The following is a 15507-nucleotide window of genomic DNA, read 5'->3' as shown; positions in this document are numbered from 1 at the left end:
CGTCGCAACAACACGACGCACCGTTGCGCAGGCCATTCGTCTGAGCAACCGACGTTCCAGCGTCGCCCGTCCGGGGCTCCGTCCGTATCAAACGCAGTGCAGCCCTTCGCGTCAGCCATCCAGACAAGCACGCAACTTCCTGGCAAGACGGACCGCTTCACTCGCATCTGTAATGTTCGCAAAACCGATGACAAGACCCCGTGGCGTGCGTGGCATACGTGCGTTCGCATACCAGATCGAAAGCGGCAACACGCCGAGGCCCGCTTCGCGGGCTCGCGCGGCGACAGCGACATCGTCGACCGGGCCGTTGCGGCTTTCAGCGAACCGCACCGCGAACTGAATGCCGCCGGGCGGCAGATCGATCTTTAAGCGCTTGCCGAACGCTTGCTCCAGCGCGTCTGCAATGAACACACGTCGTTGCCCGTACAGCGCGCGCATCCGCTTGATATGCCGCGCAAAATGCCCCTGCTCGATGAAATCGGTCGCTGCAGCCTGCAAGAGCGCCGGCGAGCCAGCGTTCATGGAGCACGCCACCCGCCCGACACGCTCGACAGCGCGGTCCGGAACCACCGCATACGCGAGCCGCAGGCCGGGGAACAACACCTTGCTGAACGTGCCGGTGTAAATCACCCGGTCGTGCCGATCGAGGCTCTTCAAAGCCGGCAATGGCCTTCCTGCATAGCGGAACTCGCTGTCGTAGTCGTCTTCGATGATCCAACGCGCCCCCTTTTTCGCCCAGTCCAGCAACGCGAGGCGTCTCGTCAGCGACAGCACCTGTCCGAGCGGGCTTTGATGCGACGGCGTGACCAGTGCAAAGCGTGCCTCGGGATCGAGTTCGGTGCCACGCGCTATATCCATCCCTTCATCGTCGACGGGCACGGGCGTCAACTGCACGCCGGTCTCCGTCAGGAAATTTCGCGCGAGCAGATAGCCGGGGTCTTCGAACCACATGCGATCGTTCGATTGCGCGAGACTGCGCAGCACGAGTTCAAGCGTCGCGCGATACCCGCCGGTAATGAAGACCTGCTCGGGCAAGCATGTGACACCGCGCGACAAGCCGAGATAGGTGGCAATGCGTTCACGCAGCGGTCTGTAGCCCATCGGATCGGGATAGCCAAGCATCGCGCGATCCCCGCTACGCACGCGGCGCGAAACCAGCCGGCTCCATATTTTGCGCGGAAACGCGTCCAGCGCCGGCAGCCCCGGCTGCAAGGGCCGCGGCTCGCCGCTCATGGCAACGGTGAGCGCGCCTTGGCGTGGCATCGGCTGGGTCTGCTGCGCATCTCGCTTCTTCGCGCTGCCCGCTCTCTTGTCATCCGCGCCCTGCACCACCGACGCCGGCAGCGACGGCGATACGAACGTGCCGGCGGCACCGCGCATTTGCAGATAGCCCTCGTCGACGAGGATCGAATAGGCCAGCTCGACGGTGCCGCGGGCCGTGCTTAACTGCGTCGAGAGATTGCGCAGCGCGGGCACGCGCTCACCCGGACGCAAATGCCCGGCTGCGATCGCCGTCCGGAATCGCTCGCATATTTGCAAATAGATCGGCAACGGCTTCAGCCGATCGATTTCGATAGCCAATGCAGGACTTCGGGCGTTCATGACCGTCTCTCCGACAACGCGAAGCAGGGCAATCTTGGACTAGTCGTATCGACGAATCTTGCCCCTTATTTGTAGACCATCATTGTCCCATACTGGTTGTGGGCAATGCGACGGCGGAGAACACCTTCACGCGTCACCACGCCCGCCGTTGTATCGACATATCTGGAGGATTTGCCATGAAGATCGTCGTAATCGGTGGTTCGGGCCTCGTCGGCTCGCGTCTGGTCGCACTGCTCAACGAGGCAGGCCATCAGGCGCTCGCTGCATCCCCGCGTACCGGCGTCAACACCATAACGGGCGAGGGTCTCACGACAGTGCTCATGGACGCGGATGTCGTCGTCGATGTAACGAACGCGCCGTCATGGGAACCGCAGGCGGTGCTCGATTTCTTCCGCACCTCGGCGCGCAATCTCGGCAAGGCCGAAGTGGCGGCGGGCGTGGGCCATCACGTCGCGCTGTCGATCGTCGGAACCGACCGCATGCCGGAGAACGCGTATTTCGCCGCCAAAGTCGCGCAGGAAGAGGCGATCAAGGCCGCCGGCGTTCCGTACACGATCGTGCGGGCCACGCAGTTCATGGAGTTCATCGGGGGCATCGCGGACTTCAGCACGGAGAGCGGCACGGTGCGCGTCGGCGACGGTCAGTTTCAGCCGATCGCCGTGCATGACGTCGCGTCGATCCTTTCACAGGTGGCGCTCGCGGCGCCTCTGAACGACACCATCGACATAGCCGGCCCGGATCGCGCGCCGTTCGCGGAGATCATCGCGCGATATCTGCAATCCGTAGGCGACGCACGCACGGTCGTGACGGATCCGAAGGCGCGGTATTACGGCGGCGCGGTCGAGGAACTATCGCTCGTGCCTCTTGGCGAAGCGCGCTTCGGTCAGATCGGTCTCGATCAGTGGCTCGCTCAGGCCGAGCGCGGCTGATTGTCAGCACATAACTTTCACGACACATCATCACTTAGGAGTACGTCATGACGCAACGCATCGATTACTTTCAGCAATCGCCCGAACTTTCGAAGAAGCTCATCCAGCTTGGCGCGCTGCTTCAGGAATCCACAATCGAAACGCATATCCGCGAGCTCGTCGAGATTCGGGCGTCGCAGCTGAATGGCTGCGCCTTCTGCGTCGACATGCATGTGAAGATGGCGAAGATTCATGGCGAGCGCGAACTGCGCCTGCATCACGTGGCGATCTGGCGCGAGTCGACGCTGTTCTCGCCGCGCGAGCGGGCCGCGCTCGCATGGGCCGAGGTGCTGACGAACATTCCTTCTGACGGCGTGCCGGACGACATCTACGACAGCGTGCGCGCCCAGTACTCCGATAAGGAGCTCTCCGACCTGACGTTCCTCGTGGGAATCATCAATAGCTGGAACCGACTCAACGTCGCGTTCCGCACGGCGCCCGGTTCGTCGGACAAGGCATTCGGACTCGACAAGGCCGGCCTGGAGTGATGTCATGAAGAGAATGCTTTGCGTCGCTGCATCAATAATGAGTATCGGCTCGGTGATCGCGCCGCCCGTCATGGCCGCGCCAGAGGCGAGTGTGACGCCACTTCGCTCTGAGCCGTTGCCGGATTATCCGGGCAAGGAACTTCAGATGATCGTCGTCGACTATCCGCCCGGCGCAGTGGATCCCGTGCATCGTCATGACGCTCACGCCTTCGTGTATGTGCTCGAGGGAACCATCGTCATGGGCGTCAAGGGCGGCAAGGAAGTGACGCTCAAGCCTGGCGATACCTTCCACGAAGGCCCCGACGACATCCACACCGTCGGACGCAATGCCAGCGCGACGCAGCCGGCAAAGTTCGTCGTGTTTTTGCTCAAGAACAAGGGCGCGCCGATCCTGACGCCGGTGAAGTAGCAAACGCGCCCCGCTGACGGCGTTTTCAGCGGGGCGCCGGCACGTCGCACGAACGTCAACCGCCCTTCTCGACATGCGCCTTCAACAGCGCGTTCACCTCGTTTGCTTTCTCCATCTGACTCATGTGCCCGGCGTCTTCGAAGACGCGCACGGTCGCGCCTTCCGGTGCGTGCTTTGCGTGCGCGGCGGGAATGATCTGGTCCTTCGCACCCCAAATCACGAGCACCGGCTTCTCCGTCGCGGCGAGCTTCGCGCCCGGCTGTGCGCTCTGCCTGCCGCCCGCGAACAATCCGCCGTTGAGCGATCTCAGCGCGTCGCTCACGCCGTCGAGCCGCTTGTACCTCAGCAGATCGTCGAGCATCTGGCGGCTCACCAGCTCAGGGTTCGCGAACAGCAGTTCGACGACAGGCTTCAGCTCGCGACGCGATTCGGCCGTGACGAAGCCCTCGGTGTACGCGTTGTTTACTTCCTCGCCGAATCCGGCAGGCGAAATCAGCGCGACTGATTGCACGCGCTTCGGCTGATCCACGGCCATCTGCGCCGCGATGCCCCCGCCCATCGAGTGTCCGACGAGATGCGCGCGTTCGAGGCCCACCGCGTCCATGAACTTGCCGACGAAGCCCGCGAGTTCCGCGAGCGACGCGCCCGGCACCTTCGTCGTCGATTGCCCATGCCCCGGCAAATCCAGCGCGAAGACGCGATGTTTCTCCGCGAGCGCGTCGAGATTGAACAGCCAGTTGTCGAGGTCCCCGCCGAAGCCGTGAATGAAGAGCACGGCAGCGCGGCTCGCGTCATCGCCGCCGCGCGATGCGTAGCGCACGCGGATGCCATCCACATCGACGAAGTGATACGCCGCTGCTTCCTCGCCTTCTTCCTCGTCCTCGGCGGGCGTCACATAAGAGGACACGTATGCATCGATATCGGCGTCGCTCACGTCGGACGGCGCGAGCACGCCGAGCAGCGCCTTTACGGGCAGCGTCTCGCCGGGTTGCGCCACCTTGCGTCGCAGTAGGCCGGCATCGGGCGCTTCGACGGCATTGGCGATCTTGTCGGTTTCGACATCGAGAATCGGCATGCCGACGGTGATCTCCGTGCCTTCCTCCACGAGCCATTCGTTGATGGTGCCTTCCCTCATCGACAAGCCCCATTTGGGCATTACGATCGGTGTGATTGCGGACATTAGTGCTTTCCTCCCTGCATGGTTTTTCGCGCGGCCTCGGCGATCTGCGCGGCGCTCGGAATGTACAAGTCTTCGAGCGCCGGCGAGAACGGCACCGGCGTATGCGGCGCGCTGACCATCTGGATACCGGCCTTCAGCGCGCCGAACGCCTGTTGCGCGACCTGCGCGGAAACGTCGGTTGCGATGTTGCAGCGCGGATTCGCTTCATCGACGACGACGAGCCGTCCCGTGTTCTCGACGGTTTCCAACACGGTGTCCATATCGAGCGGCGACAGCGTCCGCAGATCGACGATCTCCGCTTCGATGCCTTCCTTCGCGAGCGTCGATGCCGCTTCCAGCGCGCGATGCACCATCAATCCATACGTGACGATCGACACGTCCTTGCCGTCGCGCACGATGTTCGCCTCGCCGAACGGAATCGCATACGAGTTCTCGGGCACTTCGCCTTCGAAGCCGTACAGATTCTTGTGCTCGCAGAAGATCACGGGATCGTTGTCGCGAATGGCCTGAATCAGCAGTCCCTTCGTGTCATAAGGCGTCGAAGGGCAGACCACTTTCAGCCCCGGAATATGCGTGAACAGCGACGTCAGCATCTGGCTGTGCTGAGCCGCCGCGCGAAAGCCCGCGCCGACCATCGCGCGAATCACGACGGGCGTTTCGGCCTTGCCGCCGAACATATAACGAAACTTCGCGGCCTGATTAAAGATCTGGTCGAAGCACACGCCCATGAAGTCGATGAACATCAGTTCCGCGACCGGTCGCATGCCGCACGCCGCAGCGCCGATCGCCGCGCCTACATATGCGCTTTCCGACAGCGGCGTGTCGAGCAATCTGTCGCCGTGTTTCGCGTAGAGTCCCTTCGTCACGCCGAGCACGCCGCCCCATGCGTCTTTCTCGCCGTCCGCGCCTGCGCCGCCGACGATGTCCTCACCCAGCACGATCACGCTCGGATCGCGCGTCATTTCCTGATCGATGGCTTCGTTGATCGCCATCTTCATGCTCAGTTTGCGGGCCATGATGGTTGTCTCCTCGTTTCAATATTTGACGTACACATCGGTGAGCAGATCGGCGGCTGTCGGCAACGGCGCGTCTTTCGCTTCCTGCACCGCGCGGTCGATCAGCGCGGCGACTTCGCGGTCGATCGCGTCGAGTTCTCCGGGCGAGATCGCGTCGGCTTGCGTGACGGCGGCCGCGAACTTCTTCAGGCAATCCTTGTTGGAGCGGATATCGTCCAGTTCGCCCGGCGCGCGATACGTCTGCGCATCGCCTTCGAAGTGGCCGTAGAAGCGGATCATCTTGCATTCGAGCAGCGCCGGTCCGCCGCCTTCACGCGCACGCTTGATGACTTCTCCCGCCGCCTCGTAGACCGCGAAGAAATCGGTGCCGTCGACGGTCACGCCCGGAATGCCGAAGCCCGCCGCGCGATCCACGTAGCTGTCGACAGCGGTGCCATAGTCGCGCGCCGTCGATTCGGCGTAGCCGTTGTTCTCGATCACGAAGATGACCGGCAGATTCCACACTGCCGCGAGGTTCAGGCTTTCGAGGAACGTGCCCTGATTCGACGCGCCATCGCCCGCGAACGTGATGCCCACTTCGCCCTTGCCGCGAAACTTCGCCGCGAGCGCCGCGCCGCAAATCAAAGGCGCGCCCGCGCCGAGAATGCCGTTCGCGCCCATCATTCCCTTCGACAGATCGGCGATATGCATCGAGCCGCCCTTGCCGTTGCACGAGCCGCCTTTCTTGCCGTAGATCTCTTTCATCATCGCGACAGGATCGACGCCCTTCGCGATGCAGTGCCCGTGTCCGCGATGCGTGCTCGCGATGCGGTCGCCGTCGTTCAGATGAATCATGATGCCGACGCCCGCCGCTTCTTCGCCCGCGTAAAGATGCACGAAGCCGGGAATGTCGCCGCGTCCGAAATCGACGTGCAGACGTTCCTCGAAATCGCGGATCGTGCGCATCTTGCGATACGCGCTCAACAGTTCTTCCTTCGAGAGCGGCAAGCCGCCCGCATGCTGTCGCGACGCTGTCATGGTTGTCTCCCGGTTGAGTTAGCGAAGCTCGAGCTGACGCATCAGCCCGGACGCAGCCGCGTAACGCATGCACGCGGCCACGTCGATACTGCGAAACGCGTTTTCCGTAAGCGTGATCGTGACTTCATCGCCGGGGCCGAAGGCGAGCTCGCGTTCGCCATCGAGCGCGACGATGCCCGAACGCTGCTTCACGCGATGCGGCACGCCATTGGCGAGGCGCGTCCAGTTCGCGATCGGCACCGGCTCGATGAGCCCCGGCGCGATCGGCGCGTGCAGCACGAATTCGCCTTGCCCCGGCGCGGCGAGTTCAATGGCGACGCCGCCCGCTTCGTGACGCCCGAGCGGTTCGAGCAGACCCGCGATCGCGGACATGCCGATGGCTTGGGGATCGGCGAAAGAGACGTAGACGGCGGCGAGCGTGTCGATCTTCCAGAGCGCCCGCGCGCCGATAAACTGCTCGTGCGAGATGACGGCATCGACGAGCGCGATGTCGCGGCGCGCGTTGCCGTTCGCATCGCGTATCTCGATGTCGAGCCGCTTGTTCCACGCGAGCGCTTCGGCGGGCGGCACGCGGCGGCTTGCATAAAGTCCTGTCGCAAGTCCCGATATGGTCGGCTCGCGCATTTCCGGGTATGCGTTGTTCGTGCCCGTCGAAAGGCCCGCGATCGGCACTTGCCCGCACTCGCGCACCACCGCCCGATGCGTGCCGTCGCCGCCGAGCACGATGAGCGCATCGACGCCTGCATCGCGCATCATGCGTGCGGCGCGAAACGTGTCGTCGACGCGCGCGGTCACGGGCATGTCGAGGAAATCGACTTGAGCGAGCGATGCGTCCGGGCCGTGCTTGCGCGCGAGATGGCGTTCGAGCATGACTTTCAGGCCTTCGCGGTCCGGCATCATCAATACGCGCGCGACGCCGCACGACGCCAGCGACGAAAGCAGCCGCAACACGATATTCACGCGGTCCGCGAGTTGCAGGCTGTTTGCATTGGCGATCACGCGCCGGATATCGCGCGCCGAAACAGGATTGGCAATGATGCCGACGAGCGGCTGTGACATGCCTTGTCTCCGTCGTTCTTGTGTGCGGCGGATAAAGGCAAAGCCTATGCCAATCGAAAAAACGCGGGATTTCCCGTAGAAAAGCAGCGTTTCGGTGCGATATAACAAGCGCCGCCGTGACAGGTGTCACAGCGGCAGGTGTATCGGCGGGAGTACAGGCGTATCAGTGGTCAGTGACCATTCGCGTCGCGCTGATTCGGCGAGCGAATGCCGTAACGCGCCATGCGCCGATAGAGCGTCATGCGGCTCACGCCGATCTGACGCGCGACTGCGCTCAGGTTCCAGCTTGCCGCGCGCAGGTATTGCATGAGCAACATGCCTTCCGGCGGCAGACGGTGCGGATCGAAGTCCTCGATGGGACGCGGCGGTGGATCGACCGGCACCGAGGCGCTTGCGAACCCTTCCGGAAGATCATCAATGTCGATCACGCCGTTCGAACACACCGCGCGCGCATAACGCAGCACGTTGCTGAGCTCGCGCAAATTTCCCGGCCATTCATGCCGATGCAATCGCTCGCGCGCTGCGCTCGACAGCGTGGCGGCGCCTTCGAGGAACTTGTCGATAAGCCAGTCGAGGTCGCTTCGCTCGCGCAACGGCGGAAGCGTGAAGCGCGCCCCGTTCAGGCGGTAGTACAGGTCTTCGCGGAATCGTCCGTCCTGCATGAGCGCATCGAGTGAATGATGCGTCGCGGAAATCACGCGCACATCGACCGATACGGGCCGGGACGCGCCGATCGCGAGCACTTCGCCTTCGGCCAGCACGCGCAGCAGCCGCGACTGCAGCTCGCGCGGCATGTCGCCGATTTCGTCGAGAAAGAGCGTGCCGCCGTCGGCTTCCTGAATCAGGCCGCGCTTGCCCTTCGCGCCCGCGCCCGAAAAGCTGTTCGGCAGATGCCCGAACAATTCGCTCTCGATGAGCGTCTCGGGAATCGCCGCGCAATTCACGGCGACGAACGGTCCCGCGCGACGCGCGCTCGCGCGATGCAGCGCCTTCGCGAAAAACTCCTTGCCGCTGCCGGTTTCCCCGTTGATCAGCAGGTTAATGGGCGAATCGACGAGCTTCGCGGCGCGTTCCAGCTGACGCGCGAGCGCGGCATCGCCGCCGCCCAGCGCGGCGAGCGGCGCGGGCACCTCGACGCTGCGTGGCGACGCCGCGTTGCGGGCCGGCGTGACGCATGGCGCGGGCGGCATCACGCTCAAATACAGCAGCCCGCCCGATTTCGCGAGCGGCACCGCGCGCAGTTCGCTCGGCCGCGAGTACACGAAGCGGCCCAATTCTTCGATGCGCGCATCGAAGAGCGTGTCGAACGGCACGCCGATCAGCGACGCGGCCATTTCCCCGGGCGCGATGGGCCGGCCGATCTCCGCCGCAAGCATCGCGTGCGCGCGGCGATTGTGTCCGACGATACGCCCGCTCGCATCGAGCGCGATCAGGTACTCCGGCGCGACGTCGACGAATTCGGGCGACGCGTTGAGCTTCAAGATCCAGTCCTGCCGATGCGTGCGCAGGAAGTTCGCGTTCTCGATATGTCCTGCGTAGATGCGCACGAGTTGCAGCGCGAGATTCTGACTGTCGCGCGCTTGCGGCGACGTGAGCGCGGAGATGTCGAGAATCGCGGCGAGCGCGCCGCGTGAATCATAGAGCGGCGCGGCGGTGCAGGTCAGCGGGATATGCGTGGCGTCGAAGTGATCGACCTGATGTACGGTAAGCGCCTGGCCGGTCGTGAGCGCCGTGCCGACCGCGCACGTGCCCGCGCCGGCTTCGCTCCATTCCGCGCCGAGATAGAGACCCGCGCGGCGCAGCTCGATGTCGGTGTTCGCATCGCCGATGTAATCGACGGTCACGCCGAGCGCATCGGTCAGCAGCACGACGTAGCCCATGCCCGCAACGTGCTCGTAGAGCGTTTCGAGACCGTGACGCGCGATGCGGGCGAAGCCGTCGATGCGTTGCTGATGCTCGCGCAGCCGCGTTTGCGGCAGGATGCGCGCCTCCTGCATGCGCGACGGGTCGAGCCCGTACTGATGCACGCAACGCCGCCACGAGGACTGGATGATGCTCTCGTGCGTGCGCGCCACGACTTGCGCTTCGGCCCGCGTGGTCGCCGCGACGACTGCCTCGATGTGCTCGCGTTGCCGCATGTCCATCGTGCTCTCCTGGTCTCGCGTGCGAACCGGGATACACCGAGCCGCACGAGCGTGTCTCAGGCCGTATGATGCTTCAATCGGAGGCGGGCGTCATCGGGCGTTAGCGTTGCAATGCAACATGAATGCGTGCCGCAACGGACGGAAACAAGCCGCACGTGAAGCGAAGTCCGCTCGCAACCGCAATCGAGCGGCGGCTTCCCGCACTCCATCAAGCCTCTGCAGTCGCTCTCAGCCGATTCACGAGCTGATTATCCTTTCCGCCGACCAGCGGCGTCAGCACGAAGTTGAACTCGATCTCCTTGTACGCGTCCTCTTTCAACCCCAATGCCGCGCCCCCCGTCTTCTCGACCACCGGAGGAATAAGGTCCTCACGCGTGGCGTAAGCGAAGTCGTCCCAAATGAGCGGATCACCTTCGATGTTGATCTGCGTCGTGAGCTTGCGCAGACCATCGCCCGTCACGAAGAAGTGCACATGCGCGGGACGGTTGCCGTGCCGTCCTAATGCGTTCAGCAAGCGTTGCGTCGAGCCTTGCGGCGGGCACCCGTAACCGACCGGCATCAGCGTGCGAAACTCGTATGTGCCGTCCCCGCCCGTGCGTACAGCACCGCGCAGGTTGAACGCGCTTTGCGCGCCGGTCGGGTCGAAGTGAGAGTAAAAGCCCTTGGAATTGGCATGCCAGCATTCGACCACCGCCCCGGCAATGGGCTTGCCGTCCAGTCCCCTTACCGTTCCGCGTATCACCAGCGGGCCAGCGTCCGCGTCCGCATCGATATCGATCTTCGATACACCATCGCGCACCGGCGCGCCCTCGACATACAACGGACCTTCGATCGTGCGCGGCGTGCCGCCATCCATTTCGGCTTGCTTGTCCGCGGCATCCATTCGAATGTCGAGGTACTTCTCCAGTCCGAGCCCCGCAGCAAGCAACGCCGCCTCGCCGTCCTGGCCGAGCTTATTGAAGTAGTTCACGCCTGCCCAGATTTCATCGGGCGTCATGTCGAGATCGTCGATGGCCTTGAACAAATCACTCAGCAAGCGGTGCGTGATCTGCTTGGCGCGCGCATTGCCGCCATCGCTGTTGAGGTTGGCCGCAGCCGTGAGCAAGTCCTGCACTTCCTGATTGGCGAACACTCTAACGCTCATGATTCTGTCTCCATCGTTATCGGGGGATGTTTTATGGCTTACGCTCATGCATCGTCGTCGCGAATGGACGACGGGTGACGGCACAATGGCGTCACTGAAATCTTCATGTGCGGAAAAAGCGGCAAGGCGGTCAATATGTCGTGCAGTTCAGCATTGCTTTCGACATCGAAGATGCTGTAGTTCGCATACTCGCCCGCGATGCGCCAGATATGACGCCATTTGCCGCTTCGTTGAAGCTCTTGCGAATACGCTTTCTCGCGCGACTTGATTTCGTTGGCCACATCGGCGGGCATGTCCGGTGGAAGATTGACGTCCATGCGTACGTGGAAAAGCATCGGCGGTCTCCTTCTTTACTTGATGATCTTTGTCAGGCCGTCGCGCGTGAAGCGCTTTACCTTGGCTTCGTCCAGTTCGATACCGAGGCCCGGGCCGTTCGGCACGGTCAGTTCGAAGTCGCTGTAGTCGAGCGGCCGCGTCAGAATTTCTTCGGTAATCAGCAAGGGGCCGAACAACTCAGTACCCCATTGCAGGTTAGCGAAGCTCGCGAACAAATGCGCCGATGCCACCGTGCTGAATGCGCCTTCCAGCATGGTGCCGCCGTATAGCTCGATGCCCGCTGCATCCGCAATCGCTGCAACGCATTGCGCTGCAAAGAGACCGCCGCTCTGTTCGATCTTGATGGCGAAGACATCCGCGCCGCCATGCTTCGCGATCTCGAAAGCGCTTTCCGGACCTTGCAGAATTTCATCGGCCATGAGCGCGACCGGAAAGCGGCGCAAGAGACGTGCGAGCGCCGCAGCGGATGCGACCGGCTGCTCCACCAGTTCGCAACCGGCATCGGCCAATGCAGGAATCGCCCACGCTGCCTGAGTCTCGCTCCAGGCCATGTTCACGTCGACCCGCACCGCGCCGCGCTCGCCCAGCTCGCGCTTAATCTGCGCGACATGCGCGATATCGGTCCTCAGTTCTTTCGCGCCGATCTTCAGCTTGAACACCTTGTGACGGCGCATATCGATCATGCGTTCTGCTTCTGCAATGTCTTTCGCCGTATCACCGGATGCGAGCGTCCATGCAACGGGCAAGCGCTCGCGTCGCCGGCCTCCGAGCAGCTCGCTCACGGGCACGCCGAGCCGCTTGCCGTGTGCATCCAGCAACGCGGTTTCGAGCGCGCTCTTGGTGAAGTGATTCACCTTCACGAGCTTGCCGATATGCGCCATCAATTTCTGAATACGCGTCGCATCCTTGCCGATCGCGGCCGGCGCGATATACCCGTCGATGGCGAGCTTCATCGACTCGGGACTCTCGGGACCGTACGCCATGCCCGCGATGGTCGTGCCTTCACCGATGCCGATCACGCCATCGCTGCAGAACACTTTCACGAGCATCAAGGTCTGCCCGTGCATCGTCGCGACCGATAGCTTATGCGGGCGAATCGTCGGTAAATCGACGAGACATGTTTCGATGCGTTCGATCGTCGCTGTGGTCATGAGAGTAGCTTGAGTGATTTCGACTACAAGGTAGTGATGCGCGCAAGATTGGTCAAATAGATCAAATGTGGCGGACTGCATCCGTTTGACTGATAGTGCGTGTGTCGAACCGCACGTTCAGAACTTATGACGTATCCCCACGCGCACGGTGCTTTGACGGTCGCTCGTCGAAGGCGTCAGGTTGTTGATGGCGGCCACCGCCGCCGTACCCGTCGAATCAGTCCCGGACGCCTTCTGATAAACGCCGATCAGATAGACGTCCGTGCGCTTCGAAAGGAAATAGTCCGCGCCAATGGCGCCCTGGTAGTACTTCGCGCCGGGATTGACGCCCGTGGATGTATCGACATCGCCACCCTTCGTATAGTCGAACGCAGCGCCGACCAGGAGCGCGGGCGTCAACTGATACTTGAAGTTGATCTCTGCGTTATTGAAATTGGCGTTGCCGCTATAGCCACGCGGATTCGGACCCGAGTTCACCGTATCGCCGAGACTCTTGAATTGCACATTCGAATAGGTCGCGCCGATCGTCGCCGCGCCGATTGCATAGGCCGCGCCCGCCGCTACGACCTGATACGTCCGCGCCGATGCATAGCCGCTGTAAACGGGCGACGAGATGAAGTTGGCGGTCGCGCTCGGCGCCGTGCTCGCGCCGTTATCGCCGAAGAAGCCGACGTTCGGATTGCGCGCGTTCAGGTACGCGACGCCGAGCGTTATGGGACCGTTCGCATAGCCCGCGCCGAGCGACCACAACTGATTGCGCGACGCCGCGCCCGCCACGCCGCCCAGGCTATACACGCCGCCGAATGAGATGCCGTAGTACGTCTTGCTCGCGAACTTGAGCGCGTTGTTCACGCGATAGGCGTTGTTCAGGTTGTCCAGATCGCCGGGATGCGCGCCGATATATCCGGCCCACTGGGTACCGGATTCGAACGGACCCACGTAATCGACCACGGAGTCGTACTGACGTCCGAGCGTCAATGTCCCATACGGACTCGCGAGGCCGACATAGGCCTGTCGCCCGAACATCAGCCCTTGCGTGCTGCCGCGGTTTTTCTGCGCCAGCGACCCGTTGTTCAGATCGAAGCCGTTCTCCAGCACAAAGAGCGCAGCCAGTCCGCCGCCGAGATCTTCCTTGCCGCGCAGGCCCCAACGGCTTGCCTGCATCACGCCGCTCGACACGTTGTACAGATTGTGGCCGCCTGAATTCGACGTCCAGTTGAAACCGTCATCGACGATGCCGTACAGCGTGACCGTGCTCTGCGCCTGCGCGCTTCCTGCCACCGCCAGCAACAGCACGGCCGTTGCGCTCACCTTGAGTTTCATTCTGTTGATCCTTCTATCGAGGTTGTCCGATGGGGCAAGCAATGACCCGCCGCAAGTCTGCGTTGACCGATATGGCGTCGCAAATCAGTCAAAAGAAGGAGGTTCGATAAGCGCCGCTGATACGAGGGTTTTCACTGCATGTTCATGCACGAGATTCATATCGCGCATTTTTGGCTTTGATTTGACCGCTGTTTTCTCGGCTCATATCGTTCGAACCATGTCATGACGGTGTCGATTCAAAGCGCCCCGCTGCGTGTCCAAACGATGCGGGAACAAATCTCTCGTGCCCCTTCAAAGCCATGAACCCTGATGCCGTGAATCCCGAAATGAGTGCGCCGCCCATTCCCGCGCGGCACGTTCCCCGCACGCGAAGCGGCGTGCGTCGCGCGGTCACCACCGCCGTGCTCGGTCAGATCCTCGAGTGGTATGACTTCTTTCTCTACGGCACCGCCGCCGCGCTCGTCTTCGGCAAGCTGTTCTTTCCCGTGGGCAGCGACCCGCTGACGGGCACGATCGCGGCGTTCGGCGGCTTTACCGTCGGCTTCATCGCGCGGCCCATCGGCGGCGTGCTATGCGGTCATATCGGCGATCGCTACGGCCGCAAGGTCGTGATGATGCTCACGCTTCTCACCATGGGCACCGCGACGGTGCTAATGGGCGTGTTGCCGACGTATCAGCAAATCGGCATTGCAGCGCCGGTGCTGCTCGTGCTGTTGCGAATCATGCAAGGGCTCGCGGCAGGCGGCGAATGGAGCGGCAGCATCTTGCTGATCCACGAAAACGCGCCGCAATCGAAGCGCGGCGCGCTTGCGGCGTGGAGTCCGTGCGGCGCTGCGCTCGGCTTCGTGCTGTCGACCGGCGCGTTCCTGCTCGTGCAGAACCTGCCGTCCAGCGACTTCCAAAGCTGGGGTTGGCGCATACCGTTCCTCTGCAGCGCCGCGCTCGTCGCGCTCGGCCTGTGGATGCGCCGCTCAGTCGGCGAAAGCGCGGCCTTCGCGGAAGTGAAGGCGACGCGTCACGAAAGCCGCATGCCCGTGATCGACGTGCTCAAGCAATGCCCGCGCGAAGTGCTCACCGTGTTCGGCCTGCGCTTCGGCGAAGGCGGCGCGTCGTACATCTTCTTCGCGTTTTCCATTGCATACGGGCAGTTTCTCGGCATCAAGTCGAGCTGGATTCTCAGCGGCCTCACGGTCTCCATGCTGCTCATGATCCCGGTCTCGCTCTTCTTCGGCCACGTCACCGACAAGGTCGGCCGCAAGCCGGTGTATCTCGCCGGAGCCATCGCGATGCTGCTCGTCGCATGGCCCTACTTCGCGCTGCTCGGCTCGGGCGAGTACTGGAAGATCATGGCCGCGCTGATTCTCGCAAACAGCGTCACGCTCGGCATTCTCGAAGGCGCGCAGCCCGCGTTCATCAGCGAGATGTTGCCGGTGCACTTGCGGTTCTCCGGTCTCGGCATTGGCCGCGAGGTGTCGTCGGTACTCGGCGGCGGTCTCTCGCCGATGATCGCCACCGCGCTGCTCGCGCACTATCGCAGCGCCGTGCCGGTCGCGATCTATCTCGGCGCGCTCGGACTCATCACCGTCATTGCGACCTTGCTGGCGCGCGAGACGTTCCCCAAAGCGATGCGCATGGCCGCGCGTCAGCACGCCGAATGACATTGGCTCACA

The 15507-nt window shown here is 62.9% G+C and carries 14 protein-coding genes; 4 read left to right on the top strand and 10 right to left on the bottom strand.

What is annotated here, in order from left to right:
- Window positions 1-111 precede the first annotated feature (111 nt).
- Window positions 112-1602: a PLP-dependent aminotransferase family protein gene (locus JYK05_RS22780; protein ID WP_175942624.1), complete on the bottom strand. Its 1491-nt coding sequence runs from the start codon at window positions 1600-1602 to the stop codon at window positions 112-114.
- A 176-nt stretch (window positions 1603-1778) separates the two neighbouring features.
- On the opposite strand from JYK05_RS22780, the gene JYK05_RS22775 reads away from it, so the two are divergent.
- From JYK05_RS22775 to JYK05_RS22765, 3 genes are read left to right on the top strand one after another with little or no spacing between them, the layout of a single operon-like run.
- Entirely contained in the window at window positions 1779-2531 is a 753-nt protein-coding gene (locus tag JYK05_RS22775) for an SDR family oxidoreductase (RefSeq protein WP_206469968.1), read from the top strand.
- Window positions 2532-2578: 47 nt separating this feature from the next.
- Window positions 2579-3058: a carboxymuconolactone decarboxylase family protein gene (locus JYK05_RS22770; protein WP_206469965.1), complete on the top strand. Its 480-nt coding sequence runs from the start codon at window positions 2579-2581 to the stop codon at window positions 3056-3058.
- Between the two features lie 4 nt (window positions 3059-3062).
- Entirely contained in the window at window positions 3063-3467 is a 405-nt protein-coding gene (locus tag JYK05_RS22765; protein ID WP_206469963.1) for a cupin domain-containing protein, read from the top strand.
- 55 nt (window positions 3468-3522) lie between these two features.
- Here JYK05_RS22765 and JYK05_RS22760 read toward each other — a convergent pair whose 3' ends face one another.
- The 9 genes from JYK05_RS22760 to JYK05_RS22720 form a co-directional block, all read right to left on the bottom strand.
- Window positions 3523-4647, bottom strand: coding sequence for an acetoin dehydrogenase dihydrolipoyllysine-residue acetyltransferase subunit (locus JYK05_RS22760; RefSeq protein WP_206469961.1), 1125 nt, complete (start codon window positions 4645-4647; stop codon window positions 3523-3525).
- Window positions 4647-5663: an alpha-ketoacid dehydrogenase subunit beta gene (locus tag JYK05_RS22755; RefSeq protein WP_206469959.1), complete on the bottom strand. Its 1017-nt coding sequence runs from the start codon at window positions 5661-5663 to the stop codon at window positions 4647-4649. Before JYK05_RS22755 ends, JYK05_RS22760 begins: the two co-directional genes overlap by 1 nt.
- An 18-nt stretch (window positions 5664-5681) precedes the next feature.
- The gene (locus JYK05_RS22750; RefSeq protein WP_206469957.1) at window positions 5682-6680 is read right to left on the bottom strand and encodes a thiamine pyrophosphate-dependent dehydrogenase E1 component subunit alpha; all 999 of its coding nucleotides are present in this window, start codon (window positions 6678-6680) and stop codon (window positions 5682-5684) included.
- Window positions 6681-6698: 18 nt separating this feature from the next.
- Window positions 6699-7739, bottom strand: a complete 1041-nt coding sequence (locus tag JYK05_RS22745; protein ID WP_206469955.1) for an ATP-NAD kinase family protein — start codon at window positions 7737-7739, stop codon at window positions 6699-6701.
- Between the two features lie 170 nt (window positions 7740-7909).
- The gene (locus tag JYK05_RS22740) at window positions 7910-9883 is read right to left on the bottom strand and encodes a sigma-54-dependent Fis family transcriptional regulator (RefSeq protein WP_206469953.1); all 1974 of its coding nucleotides are present in this window, start codon (window positions 9881-9883) and stop codon (window positions 7910-7912) included.
- A 208-nt stretch (window positions 9884-10091) separates the two neighbouring features.
- Window positions 10092-11027 carry a catechol 1,2-dioxygenase gene (catA, locus tag JYK05_RS22735; protein ID WP_206469951.1) on the bottom strand — a complete coding sequence of 312 codons (936 nt, stop codon included), beginning with the start codon at window positions 11025-11027 and terminating at the stop codon, window positions 10092-10094.
- Window positions 11028-11071: 44 nt separating this feature from the next.
- Window positions 11072-11362 (bottom strand): muconolactone Delta-isomerase, encoded by a 291-nt coding sequence (gene catC, locus JYK05_RS22730; RefSeq protein ID WP_206469949.1) that lies wholly within the window; start codon window positions 11360-11362, stop codon window positions 11072-11074.
- Between the two features lie 15 nt (window positions 11363-11377).
- Complete coding sequence (locus JYK05_RS22725) at window positions 11378-12514, bottom strand: muconate/chloromuconate family cycloisomerase (RefSeq protein WP_206469947.1); 1137 nt, start codon at window positions 12512-12514, stop codon at window positions 11378-11380.
- A gap of 117 nt (window positions 12515-12631) precedes the next feature.
- Complete coding sequence (locus tag JYK05_RS22720; RefSeq protein WP_175942605.1) at window positions 12632-13837, bottom strand: porin; 1206 nt, start codon at window positions 13835-13837, stop codon at window positions 12632-12634.
- 299 nt (window positions 13838-14136) lie between these two features.
- On the opposite strand from JYK05_RS22720, the gene JYK05_RS22715 reads away from it, so the two are divergent.
- Window positions 14137-15495, top strand: a complete 1359-nt coding sequence (locus JYK05_RS22715) for an MFS transporter (protein ID WP_371826464.1) — start codon at window positions 14137-14139, stop codon at window positions 15493-15495.
- Window positions 15496-15507: the final 12 nt, after the last annotated feature.

The organism is Caballeronia sp. M1242, from assembly GCF_017220215.1.
Taxonomy (GTDB): Bacteria; Pseudomonadota; Gammaproteobacteria; order Burkholderiales; family Burkholderiaceae; genus Caballeronia.
Note: the sequence above shows the minus strand (reverse complement) of the source record. Positions and strands in the feature narration are given on the sequence as shown.